19 protein-coding genes are annotated in these 14,149 nt (G+C 66.5%); 14 read left to right on the plus strand and 5 right to left on the minus strand.

Annotation, left to right across the window (positions count from 1 at the left end):
• The first annotated feature begins 8 nt into the window (after positions 1 to 8).
• A complete protein-coding gene (locus ABZ342_RS15215; RefSeq protein ID WP_360473128.1) occupies positions 9 to 362 on the plus strand; it encodes an arsenate reductase family protein in 354 nt (117 codons plus the stop codon).
• On the opposite strand, the gene ABZ342_RS15220 is transcribed toward ABZ342_RS15215, so the two are convergent.
• Entirely contained in the window at positions 359 to 1,570 is a 1,212-nt protein-coding gene (locus ABZ342_RS15220) for a threonine synthase (protein ID WP_155545370.1), read from the minus strand. The genes ABZ342_RS15215 and ABZ342_RS15220 overlap by 4 nt on opposite strands.
• An 11-nt stretch (positions 1,571 to 1,581) precedes the next feature.
• The gene (locus ABZ342_RS15225) at positions 1,582 to 2,073 is read right to left on the minus strand and encodes an emopamil-binding family protein (RefSeq protein ID WP_155545371.1); all 492 of its coding nucleotides are present in this window, start codon (positions 2,071 to 2,073) and stop codon (positions 1,582 to 1,584) included.
• A 30-nt stretch (positions 2,074 to 2,103) separates the two neighbouring features.
• Between ABZ342_RS15225 and ABZ342_RS15230 the strand changes: the two genes are divergently transcribed.
• Positions 2,104 to 2,898: a DUF1295 domain-containing protein gene (locus tag ABZ342_RS15230; protein WP_360473131.1), complete on the plus strand. Its 795-nt coding sequence runs from the start codon at positions 2,104 to 2,106 to the stop codon at positions 2,896 to 2,898.
• Entirely contained in the window at positions 2,865 to 3,707 is an 843-nt protein-coding gene (locus ABZ342_RS15235) for a carbon-nitrogen hydrolase family protein (protein ID WP_360473133.1), read from the plus strand. The genes ABZ342_RS15230 and ABZ342_RS15235 overlap by 34 nt, the downstream gene beginning before the upstream one ends.
• 78 nt (positions 3,708 to 3,785) lie before the next feature.
• Here the strand turns inward: ABZ342_RS15235 and ABZ342_RS15240 are convergent, their stop codons facing one another.
• Both ABZ342_RS15240 and ABZ342_RS15245 read right to left on the minus strand, forming a co-directional pair.
• Positions 3,786 to 5,000 carry a tyrosine-type recombinase/integrase gene (locus ABZ342_RS15240; protein ID WP_360473135.1) on the minus strand — a complete coding sequence of 405 codons (1,215 nt, stop codon included), beginning with the start codon at positions 4,998 to 5,000 and terminating at the stop codon, positions 3,786 to 3,788.
• Positions 4,969 to 5,580 (minus strand): helix-turn-helix transcriptional regulator, encoded by a 612-nt coding sequence (locus tag ABZ342_RS15245; protein ID WP_360473137.1) that lies wholly within the window; start codon positions 5,578 to 5,580, stop codon positions 4,969 to 4,971. Before ABZ342_RS15245 ends, ABZ342_RS15240 begins: the two co-directional genes overlap by 32 nt.
• A gap of 228 nt (positions 5,581 to 5,808) precedes the next feature.
• Between ABZ342_RS15245 and ABZ342_RS15250 the strand changes: the two genes are divergently transcribed.
• The 11 genes from ABZ342_RS15250 (at position 5,809) to ABZ342_RS15300 (ending at position 13,126) form a co-directional block, all read left to right on the plus strand.
• Positions 5,809 to 5,988: a helix-turn-helix domain-containing protein gene (locus ABZ342_RS15250; protein ID WP_360473170.1), complete on the plus strand. Its 180-nt coding sequence runs from the start codon at positions 5,809 to 5,811 to the stop codon at positions 5,986 to 5,988.
• Between the two features lie 100 nt (positions 5,989 to 6,088).
• Complete coding sequence (locus ABZ342_RS15255) at positions 6,089 to 6,712, plus strand: hypothetical protein (protein WP_360473139.1); 624 nt, start codon at positions 6,089 to 6,091, stop codon at positions 6,710 to 6,712.
• Between the two features lie 301 nt (positions 6,713 to 7,013).
• On the plus strand, positions 7,014 to 7,847 hold the full coding sequence (locus ABZ342_RS15260; RefSeq protein WP_360473141.1) for a hypothetical protein: 834 nt from the start codon (positions 7,014 to 7,016) through the stop codon (positions 7,845 to 7,847).
• Positions 7,844 to 9,865, plus strand: coding sequence for an AAA family ATPase (locus ABZ342_RS15265; RefSeq protein ID WP_360473143.1), 2,022 nt, complete (start codon positions 7,844 to 7,846; stop codon positions 9,863 to 9,865). The genes ABZ342_RS15260 and ABZ342_RS15265 overlap by 4 nt, the downstream gene beginning before the upstream one ends.
• Positions 9,865 to 10,458 carry a hypothetical protein gene (locus tag ABZ342_RS15270; RefSeq protein WP_360473145.1) on the plus strand — a complete coding sequence of 198 codons (594 nt, stop codon included), beginning with the start codon at positions 9,865 to 9,867 and terminating at the stop codon, positions 10,456 to 10,458. The genes ABZ342_RS15265 and ABZ342_RS15270 overlap by 1 nt, the downstream gene beginning before the upstream one ends.
• 223 nt (positions 10,459 to 10,681) lie before the next feature.
• Positions 10,682 to 11,278 carry a hypothetical protein gene (locus ABZ342_RS15275; protein ID WP_360473147.1) on the plus strand — a complete coding sequence of 199 codons (597 nt, stop codon included), beginning with the start codon at positions 10,682 to 10,684 and terminating at the stop codon, positions 11,276 to 11,278.
• Between the two features lie 303 nt (positions 11,279 to 11,581).
• Positions 11,582 to 11,836 (plus strand): hypothetical protein, encoded by a 255-nt coding sequence (locus ABZ342_RS15280; RefSeq protein ID WP_360473149.1) that lies wholly within the window; start codon positions 11,582 to 11,584, stop codon positions 11,834 to 11,836.
• A 59-nt stretch (positions 11,837 to 11,895) separates the two neighbouring features.
• Positions 11,896 to 12,027, plus strand: a complete 132-nt coding sequence (locus tag ABZ342_RS15285) for a hypothetical protein (protein ID WP_360473151.1) — start codon at positions 11,896 to 11,898, stop codon at positions 12,025 to 12,027.
• Entirely contained in the window at positions 12,027 to 12,209 is a 183-nt protein-coding gene (locus ABZ342_RS15290) for a hypothetical protein (RefSeq protein ID WP_360473153.1), read from the plus strand. The genes ABZ342_RS15285 and ABZ342_RS15290 overlap by 1 nt, the downstream gene beginning before the upstream one ends.
• A gap of 138 nt (positions 12,210 to 12,347) precedes the next feature.
• Entirely contained in the window at positions 12,348 to 12,575 is a 228-nt protein-coding gene (locus ABZ342_RS15295) for a hypothetical protein (protein ID WP_360473155.1), read from the plus strand.
• Entirely contained in the window at positions 12,572 to 13,126 is a 555-nt protein-coding gene (locus tag ABZ342_RS15300; protein ID WP_360473157.1) for a hypothetical protein, read from the plus strand. Before ABZ342_RS15295 ends, ABZ342_RS15300 begins: the two co-directional genes overlap by 4 nt.
• Positions 13,127 to 13,474: 348 nt before the next feature.
• On the opposite strand, the gene ABZ342_RS15305 is transcribed toward ABZ342_RS15300, so the two are convergent.
• Positions 13,475 to 13,975: a hypothetical protein gene (locus ABZ342_RS15305; protein WP_360473159.1), complete on the minus strand. Its 501-nt coding sequence runs from the start codon at positions 13,973 to 13,975 to the stop codon at positions 13,475 to 13,477.
• Positions 13,976 to 14,149: the final 174 nt, after the last annotated feature.

Below are 14,149 nucleotides of genomic sequence, written 5' to 3' on the forward strand. Positions count from 1 at the left end.
CTGCCGCCGTGGAGATCTGGGTCAACCCGGCGTGCGCGAAGTGCCGGTCCGCCGTGTCGCTGTTGGACGAAGCCGGTGCGCAGTACACCGTGCGCCGCTACCTCGAGGACCCGCCGACCGCGAAGGAACTGAAAGCCGTCCTGAACCGGCTCGGGCTGGAGCCGTGGGACATCACGCGCACCGCCGAGCCGATCGCGAAGGAGCTGGGCCTCAAGACGTGGGGCCGCACCCCGGCCGACCGCGCACGCTGGATCGAGGCGCTCAGCGAGCACCCGAAGCTGATCCAGCGCCCGATCATCACGGCCGACGACGGCACGACGGTCGTCGCCCGCGACCCCGAAACGGTGCGCTCGGTCCTCTAAGGAATGCGGCCGTCCCGGGGCAGCAGCGGGACGTCGAGGGGCACCGTCTCCGGGTACTTGATCCCGGCGCCGGTGTTCAAGACCACGACGTCCTCGTCGCCGGAAAGCCATCCCGACGAGCGCAGGTGCCGCAGCGCGGCGAAGCACGCCCCGCCCTCGGGACAGATGAACGTGCCCTCGAAGGTCGTCAGTTCCCGTTGCGCCGCGAGCAGTTCCTCGTCGGTGACGGCCACGGCGGTCCCGTCCGTGGCGTAAACGGCGTCGAGCACCAGGAAGTCGCCCAGCGCCTTGGGCACGGTGATACCGAACGCGACGGTCCGGGCGTCCGGGAACGGCACGCTCTCCCGGTCGCCCCGCTCGAACGCGGTGACGATCGGCGCGCACCCGGTCGCCTGGACGGCGACGAGCCGCGGCAGCGGACCGGAAACCCAGCCCAGCTCGCGCATTTCCAGCAAAGCCTTGTAGATCCCGATGATCCCGACCCCGCCGCCGGTGGGGTAGAGGATGACGTCGGGCAGCCGCCAGCCGAACTGCTCGGCGATCTCGTACCCCATCGTCTTCTTGCCCTCGATGCGGTACGGCTCCTTCAGCGTCGAGACGTCCTGCACACCCGGACGCCGCGGAACCGCCGCGGCCACGAGCTTCCCCGCGTCGCCGATGAGACCGTCCACCCGGTACAGCTCGGCCCCGGCCGCGACGCACTCGCGCATGGTGATCGCCGGGGCGTCGTCCGGCATCGCGATCAGGCTCGACAGGCCCGCGCGCGCCGCGTACAGCGCCCACGCCGCGCCCGCGTTGCCGTTCGTCGGCATCGCGATCCCGCCGACACCCAGCTCCGCCGCCCGCGAGACGCCGACCGCGGCGCCCCGCGCCTTGAACGTGCCGGTCGGGACCAGGCCCTCGTCCTTCATCCACAGCCGCGAAAGCCCCAGCTCGCGGCCGTAGCGCGGCAGGCGCAGCAACGGCGTCATGCCCTCGCCCAGGCTCACGACCCGCTCGGGGGAGCGCACCGGCAGCACCTCGTGGTAGCGCCACAGCGTCGGCTCGCGCCCGGAGATCTCTTTCGGCGTCACGGCTTCGCGGACGCCGTCGAGGTCGTAGCGAGCCAGCAGCGGGGCACCGGACGGCGAGAGTCCCTGGACGGCGTCGGCCTCGAAGCGCTCGCCGGTCCGGGAGCATTCGAGGTGGCTGAGGAACGAGTACGGCACGGCGCCTCCGGTCAGAAACGGCGGGTGAACGGGAGTGGCTTGCGCATCCGGACCAGCAGCAGGAGCGGTACCAGGACGTAGGGCAGGTTGAACGCGAGGAACTTCGCCGGGTTGCCGGTGCGGAACGCCGGGTCGCCGAAGAACTCGACGCCGAACACGACGACCCCGGTCAGCGTGACGATCATCGTCGCGTAGATCACCGACGGCAGCTGGATCCAGTTGCGCCCGGTCAGCAGCGCGAAGACGAGCACGACGTAGAACGGCATGTAGACGAACGCCGAGAGCCCGGTGACGATCCGCATCCAGTCCGGCGGGTGCATGAACAGCGCGTCGGCGTCGTGGGCGTACCAGTAGTTCGAGTTCACGAAGAAGTTGTCCGACGGCTTCGAGAAGTCGACGCCGACGGTCGGCAGCAGGTCGCTGATCAGCGACGTCACCGTGAAGGCCGAGAACAGCACCGCGAAGAAGACGTCGATCTTCCGGTCCCGCAGCGGCAGGTTCATGAACGCGATCCTAGGTCCTATTGTGAGCGGATGGACGCGCTGCGGGTCTGCCTGTACGTCTTCGCCGGAGTGACGCTCGGCACCTGGGTCATGTCGGTGCTGACCAGGGAGTATTCCTGGGTCGACCGGATCTGGTCGATCGTCCCGGTCGTCTACGTGGCGATCTTCGCCGGCGCGGCCGGGTTCGCCGACGCCCGGCTCGACGTGATGTTCGCGCTGGTCACCCTGTGGGGGATCCGGCTGACGTTCAACTTCGCCCGGAAGGGTGGTTACGCCCGCGGCGGCGAGGACTACCGGTGGGCGGTGCTGCGCGAGCGGATGGCGCCGTGGCAGTTCCAGGTGTTCAACTTCTTCTTCATCTCGCTCTACCAGAACGCGATCCTGCTGCTGATCACGTTGCCCGCGTACACGTCCTTGGAGCACCGGGGCTCGTTCGGCGTGGCGGACGTCGTCGTCGCGGTGGTCTTCGCCGCGTTCCTCGTCGGCGAGACCGTCGCGGACCAGCAGCAGTGGGTGTTCCACCGGGAGAAGCACGCGGGCCGCGCTTCGACGCGGTTCCTGCAGGAGGGGCTGTTCCGCTGGTCGCGGCACCCGAACTTCTTCTTCGAGCAGGCGCAGTGGTGGGCGGTCGCGGCGTTCGGCGTCGTCGCGGGCGGTCTGCAGTGGACGGTCGCCGGCGCGGTGCTCCTCACGCTGCTGTTCGTCGGCTCGACGAAGTTCACCGAGAGCATCACCCGGTCGCGGTACCCGGAGTACGCGGACTACCAGCGCCGGACGTCCCCGGTGGTGCCGTGGCCGCCGAAGCGCGACCCCGCCCGCTCGTGACGGTCGTCGCGGCGCTCCAGATCGGCGCCGGCACCGGCGTGGAGCGGATCCTGGAGTTCGAAGCCGAAATCCGCGGCGCCTCCCTGGTCGTGCTGCCCGAAGCCGTGCTCGGCGGGTACCCGGGCCGGGTGCCGTTCCCGGAGTACTTCCGCGCGGCGGTGGCGGTCCCGGGGCCCGAGACGAGAGCGCTGGCCGGTCTGGCGGCGCGGACCGGGGCGTCGCTCGTCGTCGGCGTCATCGAGCGGGACGGCTCGACGCTGTACAGCACGGCGGTGTTCCTCGACCCCTCGCTCGGGCTCGTCGCGAAGCACCGGAAGCTGGTCCCGACCGAACGCGAACGGCTCTTCTGGGGCCGCGGCGACGGCTCGACGCTCCCGGCGGTGCCGACGGCGGCGGGCCTGGCGGGCGCGGCGATCTGCTGGGAGAACCACATGCCGCTGCTGCGCGCGGCGATGTACGCGAAGGGCGTGGAGATCTGGTGCGCCCCGACGGCGGACGACCGCGACGTCTGGCAGGCGTCGATGCGCCACATCGCCGACGAGGGCCGGTGTTTCGTGATCTCGGCCTGCCCGTACGAGTCGTCCGGTGCGGATCCCTTCCGCGGCGGGAGCGTGATCGTCGGCCCGCTGGGAGACGTGCTGGCGGGCCCGCTGCGCGACGCCGAAGGCCTGATCACGGCATCGATCGGCCTGGGGGAGATCGTGACGGCGAGGAAGAGCCTCGACGTCTCGGGTCACTACGCACGGCCGGACGTCTTCGCGCTGACCGTGGACGAGCGTCCCCGGGACGGCGTCACCTTCCTGCGGTGACGTCCCATGCCCGACCTGGGGAAACGCGTTTGGACGCATCTGGTAACCAAGAGGAATCTTGGTGACTGTTTTCGCAGGTCAGCTGGTCTTTGTCGCGTCACCTCCGGTAGCTTTTGGTAGTGCCTGGTTGCGCGACTTCGTCCCACGTTTCGTCCCACGCGGTCCCACGGCCTTCAGTTGCCTCGGCTCACCGAGAGCGGCGAGCAGTTGGGCGTCTGAGGCCTCGGTCTCCTGGACGTACGCGGCCAGCTCCTCAAGATCAGCGTGGCCCATCTTCCGCTGAACCAGGAGCACATCGGCGCCGCCTTCGACAGCTCGCGTGGCGTAGCCGCGGCGCAACTCGTAGCCGCCCGTCACGTCGATATCGACCTTGGCGCCGGCGCGCTGCATGTGCCTTCGCAGTCCGCTCTGGGTTGCGGGCCGACCATCGATGTTGACGAACAGCAACACGCTCGAGCACGACTTTCCGTCGTAGTGCTCGCATCCGCAGCCCGCCTTCAGGTCGCGGTCCGCGGTCCGCCGGTCGTAGATTTCGCAGGCCAGGTCCGTCATAGGCACTGTCCGGAACTCGTTGTCCTTCGGGATGGGGCGGATTCGCTTGGCGCGCTCGACGTACACGTCGACCACGTGAATCTTCCGGCGCTTCCGATCGACCCGGGTGACATGCAAGCCGGCTAGTTCGCCGGGGCGCATGCCGACTTCCAAGCCGAAGGTCATCATGTCCGCGTAGACGCTGCCGCGCTTCGAGTACTTGCCGCGCATCTCGCCGACCTCGGCGGCCGTGACAAAGGGCTTCGCCCTCTTCGGGACCTCCGGAAGCTTGATCCGCACGCATGGGCTCGCGTCGAGGATTTCGTGATCGACTGCGGCATTCATGATCAGCCGGAACAGCCCGAAGATCTTGCGCACGTACGCCGGCCCCATGCCTGGTCGCACCTTCAAGTCTGTGGCGACCCATTGCTTTACCTCGAGCCGCTTAATTCCGTTCAGGCTCTGACCGCCCCATTTCGGCTCGAGGTACAACCGGTAGAGGCTGGCCTCCTTTTCGGGAGTGTCGGACTGGAATGTGCGGTCTTCGCGCAACTGCTCCCACCAATCACGGAACAGTGTGCCAGCCGAAAGCGTGCCGTCCGAGGTAGCGGCCCGGCGCTTCGCTTTTGCCTCGGCGTCTACCGCTGCTTCCTTGGCGTCGGATTTGCGGGGAAACGTGCCGGGTACACGTTGTTTCTTTCCGTCCGCATCGACAAAAAGACCACGGTATCTACCGCTTGGAAGTTTTTCCGTGCTTGGCATCGCCTGCCTCCGAATCAATTTCCACGCCGGCGAAGCGCGGAGACTTGTCGACGTTTACATTTCCCTGCTCATCGAAAATCACCCAATCGTTGGCGGATCCGGAGAACGCCAGTTTAACAAGAATCCCGACCGCATCGTTGATGCGGCTATCTTGGGTGAAGGGTGACAGGCGGGTAATCAGAGAGATCATCAGTTCTCGATCGGAGAGTTGCTTCCGCTGATCTCGAATGGTGTCGCCGAGCGTGTTCGCCCCCTTCATGCTCAGAGGGGACGCGTGGAACTGCGCTTGTCCGAGCAGGCTTTCAAGGTCGTCAAGCCTGGCGTGGGCATCGAACATCGTTCCATCCGGCAGGTCGAACAGCCTGTCGAGCTTCGACCAGGTCGTGCCCCGCACCGGCATCCCTGCCTCGACGCGCAGATAAGTCTTGTAAGCCAGGCCGGCCTTCTTCGCCGCTTGAACCGCGCTCAGCCTGAGGCGAACCCGTTGTCGCTGGATGGCTTGACCGAACTCAACCTCGTTCGGATCCGGCCCGCTGTCGTAGACACCTTCAGCATTGACGTCATCAACATGCTCGGTCACGGCCGCTACCGTGACACAGAGCGGATGGGTATGTCTAGGACTCTCTGGGTAGGTACCGGAGAGTAGTCAGCTCGATTGGGCCGAATGGGTGAATGTTACCCAGTTGTTGGATACAGATGTGTAGAAACTATTGCCTCAAGCTGGGTCCGCCTGTTTACCTCGTATGACCGCGACGGGGAGTCGGTGGTATCCGAGAGGCCAACCATGGTGACAGACAACGAACGACCGATGAGCGTGGCAGAAGCGGCCTCCTATGCTGGCTGCCACTCGAAGACCATGCTCGCTGCGCTACGACGTAGGGAGTGTCAGGGATACCAGCGCCGCGCCGGCTGCGTCTGGCGCATATACCCCCGCGATCTCGACGCCTGGATCAGGGGGGAAGCACCCTCGACACGCAAGGCTGCCTGACGCGAGCTAGTTGCCCACATCTCCTCAATAAGCAAGGCGGCCCCCGGCGGTGCTACCACACCGGCCGGAGGCCTCAGATCGGAACGGAGCTCCGACCGTCATGAACAAGGATGCACGGACCCTGCAGAAGTTGCTCGACCGGGCTGGCATTGCCGCGCCGACCACCACCGTTCACCCGGACTGGAGCGGCATGGACGCCGCCGAAATTGAAGCGGCCGCAGACGCCCTGATCGAACAGGTGTTCAAGCCCGCCGACGAGACCGGTGTTCGCCACGTGAAGCCGTCCGCCGAGGTGATCGACTTCGCGGCCAAGATGGACACCTTCGCCGACCGCTTCTGGGTGACCCTCGGCGACTGGCAAGCCTTCGCGACCCTGGCTCGGGAGGTCCTGGAGACGGGCGGCTCCGGCCTGTGGGACCTCGTTGCGCGTCGGGCATACCGACGGGCCGACGACGCGGACGTCTGGGTGCCGGACCTGGCTCGACTGATCGCGGTTCTCGACGTCTGGGACCGACTGCACGCGGCCGCGCTCCGGGGGGCGGCCCCGGGCGAGCTGGAAGCGATCGTCACCGTGGCCGCTGGCAACTTGTACCCCGGCGATCGACTCGACCTGTTCGCATGGGTGGGCTGGCTGCGCGTGATCGCCCCGCTGATCGGCGACGGCGACGCGGCGGAGGGATACGCGCGTCACTGCCGCTGGCAGGCGCGGTACGGACTGAACTGAAACCCCCGAGAAGCACGCGACCGCCCCGGCCGTCAGGGTCGGGGCGGTCGCTTTGCGCTGCCTCGGCGCCCCTCCGATCGCTAATGATAGAAATGAAACGCGGGTAATTGTCGTCACCACTGATTTGTGATTTGCCTGCTCTGATCATTATCCGACCGTGTAAAGCCGACTGAGTTATATGTACTTTTGAAACTCGGCATTGCTATTGCTTTCGGCTGGCCGTCTACTTAAGTGGACGGCACCGCCACACGAAAGCGTCCGGCGGAGCCACACGCGAATCCCTCAAGTAGAAGGCTTCTTCATGTCTACTGCGAACACCGGCAAAACGGGTGCACTGGACTTCATCGACGCAGCCACGGACCAAAAGAACTGGCCGGGCCGAACGTCGACGAAGCTAATCGAGTTCCCTCCGACGACAGCAGGCCATGCTGCAGCCGCGCACTGGCGGAACACCTGGGAAGACGCGCTCTCCGCGTGCCACAGCGTCACGCCGGGGCAGAAGATCCTCGGACTGGCACTCTCTCGGCGAGTCAAGCCGCTGTCGCCACAGGTATCCGTCGCTGCCAGCGAGCTGGCAAGGATACTGCACCGATCGAAGTCGGACCTGATCAAGAGTCGAACCGCGCTGATCGAACAGGGCTGGCTGATCGTCGTCGCCCAGTTCGGGAACAAGATCATCCTACAGCTGAGCGTGCCCGCCATGTGCCTGCCACGACCAACCGGGCGCATCGCGCCCCCGCGAGCTGGCGTCGACACGCCCACGACCGTCGAAGGCTGCCGCCCCTGCCAGATGCGCAACGCGCTCACCGGCGGGCGACCCCTGATGCCCGGCGGCACGATCGCGGACAACGATCCGGGCAGCCGGTTCGCCGATCAGCTCTTGACGCGCGACCAACTGGCCGCCATGCCGGAGCCTGACTGGACCGACGGGCTCAAGCCTGACGTGACCGACGATTCCAACGCCGCCGCGCGCTGGCGCGACCTCCGCTGCCGGGAGCTCGCGGAGACCATCCCAGCCGAGACGGGGCGCCGCGGCCGGAAAGCCTTCCAGTCGGCCCTAACGGCGAAGCTCCACGACGACGGCATGACCGTCGAGCAGGCGGAGCGGGCGATGGCTTGGGCAGGGCTTGCGTGACCACCGAGGAGACGACAGAGTTGAACGACATTCTGCGAGCCGCGCTGGCGTGGCACGCTGCAGGCGCCTCGCTGGTCCCGGTACGCGCGGACGGCTCGAAGGCACCGGCGGTCGACTGGAAGGCATTCCAGACGGAGCGGGCCGACGAAGCGCAGCTTCGCGAGTGGTTTCGGGATGGCGCGAACTACGGGCTCGGCGTGATCACCGGCGCTGTCAGCGGCGGCCTGGAAATGCTCGAGGCGGAAGGCAGGGCAATCGGCGTTGCCGCCGAGTTGTCGAACCACGAAGAGCTCGGCAGTATCTGGAACCGCTTGACTGCCGGATATTTGGAAGCCAGCCCTGGCGGCGGCGTCCACTTCATCTACCGCATCGAGGGCATGGAAGTCCCCGGCAATACAAAGCTTGCTCAGCGCTTCGCCGCAGACGAAGAGCTGACATCGGACGAGGTCGCCCGGCTCGCAAGGACGGGCGTGCGGGCGAGGCGGGTGCTCATCGAGAGCCGCGGAACTGGTGGTTTCGTGGTCGTCGCTCCATCCGGCGGGACGGTGCACGAGACCGGACGGCCCTGGATCAACGTGTCGGCAAACCGCGACGGCATCCACCCGGCGATCATCACGGCGGATGAGCGAGAGCTTCTATTCGGCGTACTGCGCGCGTACGACCAGATTCCGGCACCAGAGCCTATTCCACAGCGGCCGCGGCCGCCTGCGTCAGTCGGGGACGATCTCAAGCCGGGCGACGACTTCTCTGCCCGCGCGTCGTGGGCCGAGATCTTGGAACCTCACGGCTGGGTTGCAGTCGTGCACCTTCAGAATCGGACGCTCTGGCGTCGACCGGGAAAGCGTCGCGGTGTCTCCGCGGTAACCGGCGGAGATCTCGGCGACTTCATGACCTGCTGGACTACGTCGTCCGAGCTGCCCGACAACACGGGGCTGTCGAAGTGGCGCGTCTACGCCATCTTGAACCACGGCGGGGACTTCTCGGCGGCGGCGTCCGCCTTGAAGCAACAGGGCTACGGAGCCGACCGGCCGCTGTCGCGGGACCCCCTGCCCGGCTACAAGGACTTCAGCGAGTTCGTCGCGCCGTCCACGCAGTCCGCGGAGCAGCCGGCGACGGGGGAGGCGTCCGCGGCCGAGCAGCAGCTGTCGCCAGGAGAGGCGCGCGAACGCGATATCGAGCGACGCGCCGAAGAGGAGCTGCGGAGGCTCGAGGCCAAGGAACGCGCGAAGCGCCGGATGCTCGCGAAGCAACTCGAAGGCCGGTTCGATCTGGAGAGCGTCATGATCGACGCCGCGGACCTCGACGTCATCGAGGAGCTGCCTTACTTGGTCGCCGACTTGTTGCCCGAGTCGGCGACGACGTTCCTGGTGGGTGAGTCCGGCGCGGGAAAATCCTTCGTCGCTACCGCGATCGGCCTGGCGGTGGCGACGGGACGGATGGCCCTGAACAGGCAGGCTAATAGGAAGGGTCGGGTGCTCTACATCGCGGGCGAGGGGCAGAAGGGCCTGCGCCTGCGCATCCAATCCTGGCTGAGCGCGATGAACGAGACCTTGGAACCCGGAGCCTTGCGTCTGGTACAGGCGTCGCCACAACTGGTTGACACGGCGGCCGTCGAACAGCTGCGGAGGTTCGTCGAGATGCACGAAATCGACCTGGTCATCGTGGACACCTTGGCCCGCTCGAACGTCGGGGCCGACGAGAACTCGGCACAGGACCAAGGCGTCGCCGTCGCGGCCCTGGACCGCATCCGGAGCGGCTACGAGCCCTGCACGCTGCTCGCCGTGCACCACGCGGGGAAGGGTGGCCAGTACCGCGGCAGCACGGCCCTCAAGGCAGCGGCGGACACGATGATCTCAGTGACGCGCGAGGCTCCCGGCGAACCGATCGTCGTGACAGTCGTGAAGCAAAAGGACGGAGAGGAAGGCGTGGTCGGCCTATACGACTTGTACGACGCACCCAACGCCCCGTCCGCCATCCTGGTCAGCCATCAGGCGCCGTCGCACCCGCGGGGGTACTGATGCGGCCAGAACTGCTCTGCGACGTCGTGCTCACGCGGGCGCTGCCGCGCCGCGATGACGACCCGGTAGACCTCGAGTACCGGGAAGCGCTGGCGCTTGTCCTCGACGACGGACGGGCCGAGCGCGTCGACGGCTGGATCGTCCGGGCTGGCGAGGCGTCTCCGTCCACCTCGGGCGGTCCGGAGCTGCCCGAGGTGGTCACGCCGCCCGCCGCGACCATCGAGGCGTCCGCGAGGCGAGGCCGGACTGTCACCCCCGCCGTCAGCTACAGGGCGTGCAGCGACGAGTACAGGCACCGGCGGGCCATCTGGCACTCGAAAGACCTGAAGGGTGTCCCGAATGGGCCGATATGCGCGCTGGCACTCAGTGACGCGATGGGCCGGGCGCCGAACCACGACTTCGGCAAGCCACTCGAGTTCGCCTTGACGCTCATTGCCGAGGATGCCGGCGTCGGCGTTTCAACTGCCCGGCGGGCGATGGATCAAGTCGTGCGGCTTGGCTTCTTCCGACGGATCGACTACGGCTATGGCGGCCGCGGCGGCTCGAAGTCAGCGATCTGGGTTCCCATCGTTCCGGCCTGGTTTAGAGGTTAGGTAAGCCTCATTGACCGTCATCTTTGCGCTTCAGATTGACGGAGACTTCTAATAAAAGCACGGCCTAGCGGCCCCTGGCTGCCGCCAGGTCCGCCAGTCCGATTTCGGCATGACGACATCTTGCAGATATGTGACAAGCGAAGCCGCCGCGAACTTGCACGCCGGACGGAACAGCAACACATCTTCCGCGTCGAATTCACATTTATGTAATCGAGGTACCCTCATGCTTCTTCTAGACGATCTTCGCGACCGTGTGCGCAAGGCGGTGGCGGATCTGGTCGAGCCGGTGACGGTCACGCTTCCCCGCGACGATGGCAGCTGGGTGAAGGGCGTGAACGTGTCGCTCATCGACCAGTTAACCGAGGCGGTCGCCACCGGCCTCGAGCGTGGCGGCGGCCGGCGTAGCGGCGGCCCTGGCCTGCCGATCTGCGTCGCGGCCGTCGACTTGTACGCCGAAGCGTTCGACGACTTCCGGGCACCTGGCTTCACGCTCAAACAGTCAATCGAGGCGATCCCGGCGACCCTGGCCGGCATCGAGGACATCGCGGTTCTGACCCGCGGACTGCGGATGCTGCAGAAGCTCGAGGCGTCCATTGAGCGCCTGTTCGCGCCGGTGAAGAAAGTCCCGCTTCACGGTGCCATCTGTCCGATGTGCGATGCGGATTCAATAGTCCGTGATGATGAGCTCGGGGAGAAAGTCCGAATGCCCGCACTGGTTGCCGACACGGTGAACGGTGCGGAGTGTCGCAACTGCAAGCAGTCATGGTCAGCAGAAAATCTAGAAATTCTCGCTCAGCTATTGACACTGGGTAAAGAGTAATGAGAGACTTGAAGAGCTTCGACCTGTCACGCCTTCTTCCAGGTCAGGGTGAGCCGCGGCCTCGTCGTCCAGCGGGCTCCCCTTCAGGCGAGGAATCCCGGACTGTTGAGGGACGCGCCCGGGATTCCTCGCCTCTCAATAACTCGTCCGTACCCGCGCGCCGATTCTGCGCCACTGATCGACTCAATTCGAGGCAGTCAAGGGCCGCGCTCGCGGACGAAACCAAAGAGAGCTTGGCCGCCGGGTCGCCCATCACTCCAACACTGGGCGACCCGGCGGTCAGTCACGCTTGCGGGGGCGCGCATGAGGTCGGATCGAGTCTGGACAGCCTGGGTGCTCGCCGTCGTCGGCAGCTTCCTCGCCCTCGAGGTTCCGGCGCTCATCCGCGGCCGGCGTCAGCCCGGCAAGGGCGACGACACCTTGTCCCACTGGCTGCGCGGCGTCCTTGGCACCCGTCCCGGCGAGCAGAGGCGGCGTCGATGGGCGTGTGGCGCGGTCTTCGCCGGCTTCTTCGTCTGGCTGGTCGGCCACGTGACGCTGAACTGGCGAGGCTTGTGAGCGCCCCCGAGGCGACGGGGCCGCCGCGAGATGTGCCCATTGATGCCGAGTCGATCCGCGTGGCTATCCACGCCGCCGAAGACGGCATCGACATGGCTTTGGAAACCGAGGACGTCGCGGAGTTCATCGAGCTCACCGACTGGCGCAGGCAGCTCCGAAAGGCGCTGACCCTGCTCGAGAGCGAGGACTGATGGCGGCGCACAACTGGCTGCTCGACGACGAAGGCGAAGTCGACACCTTCGCGGCCGAATGGGGCGAGGACTGCTACGGCCCCCAGTGCCCGACGTGCAACGAAGTCATCTGCTGCGCGCACGCCGACGACCCGGAGAAGCTGGCCGACAGGATCTTCGCCGACTGTCCGGGGGCGGCGTGATCGGATCGAGCACTGACCCGGAGTGGATCGCGACGGTTCATGAGGCTGCGCGGGACGCAGCGCTGCTCGGCGTCGCCTTGTCCGAAGAGGACGTCACCAACCTGTACGCCGAGTACCTGCGAGGCAGGGAGAGCAGCGATGCCTAGCCTTCCCTCGCTGCCCGGCGGCACGCCGGCCAAGAGCTCCACGGCGGCCGGCGGCGTGACCATCGTGGTCGTCTGGCTGCTCGGCCTGTTCGGCATCCCGGTTCCGGCTGAAGTCGCGGTGACCATCGCGGTCGGCCTGATCGGCGCAGTCGGCTGGGTAGCCCACCGCTTCGGCCCGAAGCGCCAGCCTGATGCCGCGAAGCCTGTCGAGGGCGAATGAGCGGGCAGGGACAGCGCCGCTGCAGCGTCGACGGCTGCGGCCGTGAGCCTCGCTCGAGGACGGCCGAGCTCTGCTCGGCCCATTACTTCCGCGTGCGGCGCACCGGCAAGACCGGGCCGGCGGAGATCTGGGACCGCAAGGTCCAGCCCTGCCGCCTCTTCGACGAGTGCGGCCGCGATGCCATCGGCGGCGGTCACGGGCTCTGCAACATGCACTATCAGCGGGTGCGCTCGCACGGCGACCCCACGATCGTCTGGCCGAACGTCTGCAGTGGTGCCGAGCATCCTCAGTGGGCCGGCGATGACGCCGGGTATGGCAGCGTCCATGAACGTATCCGGGCGGAGCGCGGTCCGGCGACCGACTACCCCTGCCGTGCTTGCGGTCTGCCGGCGCGGTGGTGGTGCTACGACGGCAAGGCGCCCGACCAGCGGCCCAGTCCCAACGGTCCCTACAGCTACAACCTGAGCCACTACCGCCCGCTGTGCGGGCGATGCCAGGCGCTCTACATGCTGGGTGAGCTCGATGAGCGCCAGTTCTCAGCGACGCCCTGACAGTCGGCTAGGGCGGTCGGGATACCGGTGGCGTCAGCTGCAGTTGCGGGTGTACCGGGAAGAGCGGCTGTGCTGGCTGTGCGGCGAACCAGTCGACCAGCAACTAGACCAGCGACACCGACTGTCGAAGACGGTGGACCACCTGATCCAACTTGACCATGGTGGTCCACCGCTCGACCGCGGTCTAGCTCGCTTGGCGCATCGATCGTGCAATACCGCGCGGTCGAACAGGTTGCGCGGCCTGGCCGCCGAGGACTGCGCGTGCGTGCAAGGGCTGCCGTGCGCGCGGCTTGACCCGTACTACCCACGTGGCTACGTCTCCGTTGACCCGGCGAGCGTGTGAGGTTGTTACCACTTGCTGGGCCCGACTGAGCGGACGCGATACGTAGCTTCGTCTTTGTTGAGACGTCGGATGCGATCAACATTTATTCCTGATTGTTCGAGGTAGTAAACCACTTTATCAGGTTCCAAATCGCCGCCCAGGTTGACGGTGATAACGACCCCTGGACTTGCTGCGGATTTGAGCTTGTTCATGTCGCTAAGTAGCGCAGTGTACGCGCTAGTCGCAGTCCAATCATTATTAGATTTGTGTCGCTTGCGTGAGCGGAAGCGCGCAGCTATACCGTCGAAGACGGCGGTAACCGTCTGGTCCGCGACCCAGATCAGACGTTCGCGGTACGGCACGCGTTCAAGTTCGCCAATCAGCTCCGGTCGTCGTTCATCGTCACGAGGATAGACAAGCAGGATTAGGCGCAGAATCAATCGTGGACACAGGCCGCACAAGACGGCTGCGCCGACGACGGCACCCAGGCCGTAGGTGGCGATATCGCCTAAGACCTCGCCCATCACGCCGTCCCGAGGTTGAAGTCGACGCCGCGGAACCGCGGATCGAACTGAGCCCGACCCAGTAGTGCGCCAAGTTCGCGAACTCCGTCGTCGGTCACGAGGTAGTACCGGCGAGGTGGACGCCCCGCTGACTCTTCGGGAGTCTCCCAGCCGTCACTCAGCCAGCCGAGTTCGAGC

The organism is Amycolatopsis sp. NPDC005961 (assembly GCF_040629235.1).
Classification (GTDB): Bacteria; Actinomycetota; Actinomycetes; order Mycobacteriales; family Pseudonocardiaceae; genus Amycolatopsis; species Amycolatopsis camponoti.

Bases quoted from the DNA above. Each gene is read 5' to 3' on its own strand.
- ABZ342_RS15290 (WP_360473153.1), top strand. From the start codon at position 12,027: ATGGCGGCGCACAACTGGCTGCTCGACGACGAAGGCGAAGTCGACACC.
- ABZ342_RS15280 (WP_360473149.1), top strand. From the start codon at position 11,582: ATGAGGTCGGATCGAGTCTGGACAGCCTGGGTGCTCGCCGTCGTCGGC.
- ABZ342_RS15295 (WP_360473155.1), top strand. From the start codon at position 12,348: ATGCCTAGCCTTCCCTCGCTGCCCGGCGGCACGCCGGCCAAGAGCTCC.
- ABZ342_RS15225 (WP_155545371.1), bottom strand. From the start codon at position 2,073: ATGAACCTGCCGCTGCGGGACCGGAAGATCGACGTCTTCTTCGCGGTG.
- ABZ342_RS15275 (WP_360473147.1), top strand. From the start codon at position 10,682: ATGCTTCTTCTAGACGATCTTCGCGACCGTGTGCGCAAGGCGGTGGCG.
- ABZ342_RS15250 (WP_360473170.1), top strand. From the start codon at position 5,809: ATGAGCGTGGCAGAAGCGGCCTCCTATGCTGGCTGCCACTCGAAGACC.
- ABZ342_RS15300 (WP_360473157.1), top strand. From the start codon at position 12,572: ATGAGCGGGCAGGGACAGCGCCGCTGCAGCGTCGACGGCTGCGGCCGT.
- ABZ342_RS15260 (WP_360473141.1), top strand. From the start codon at position 7,014: ATGTCTACTGCGAACACCGGCAAAACGGGTGCACTGGACTTCATCGAC.
- ABZ342_RS15270 (WP_360473145.1), top strand. From the start codon at position 9,865: ATGCGGCCAGAACTGCTCTGCGACGTCGTGCTCACGCGGGCGCTGCCG.
- ABZ342_RS15230 (WP_360473131.1), top strand. From the start codon at position 2,104: ATGGACGCGCTGCGGGTCTGCCTGTACGTCTTCGCCGGAGTGACGCTC.
- ABZ342_RS15240 (WP_360473135.1), bottom strand. From the start codon at position 5,000: ATGCCAAGCACGGAAAAACTTCCAAGCGGTAGATACCGTGGTCTTTTT.
- ABZ342_RS15255 (WP_360473139.1), top strand. From the start codon at position 6,089: ATGAACAAGGATGCACGGACCCTGCAGAAGTTGCTCGACCGGGCTGGC.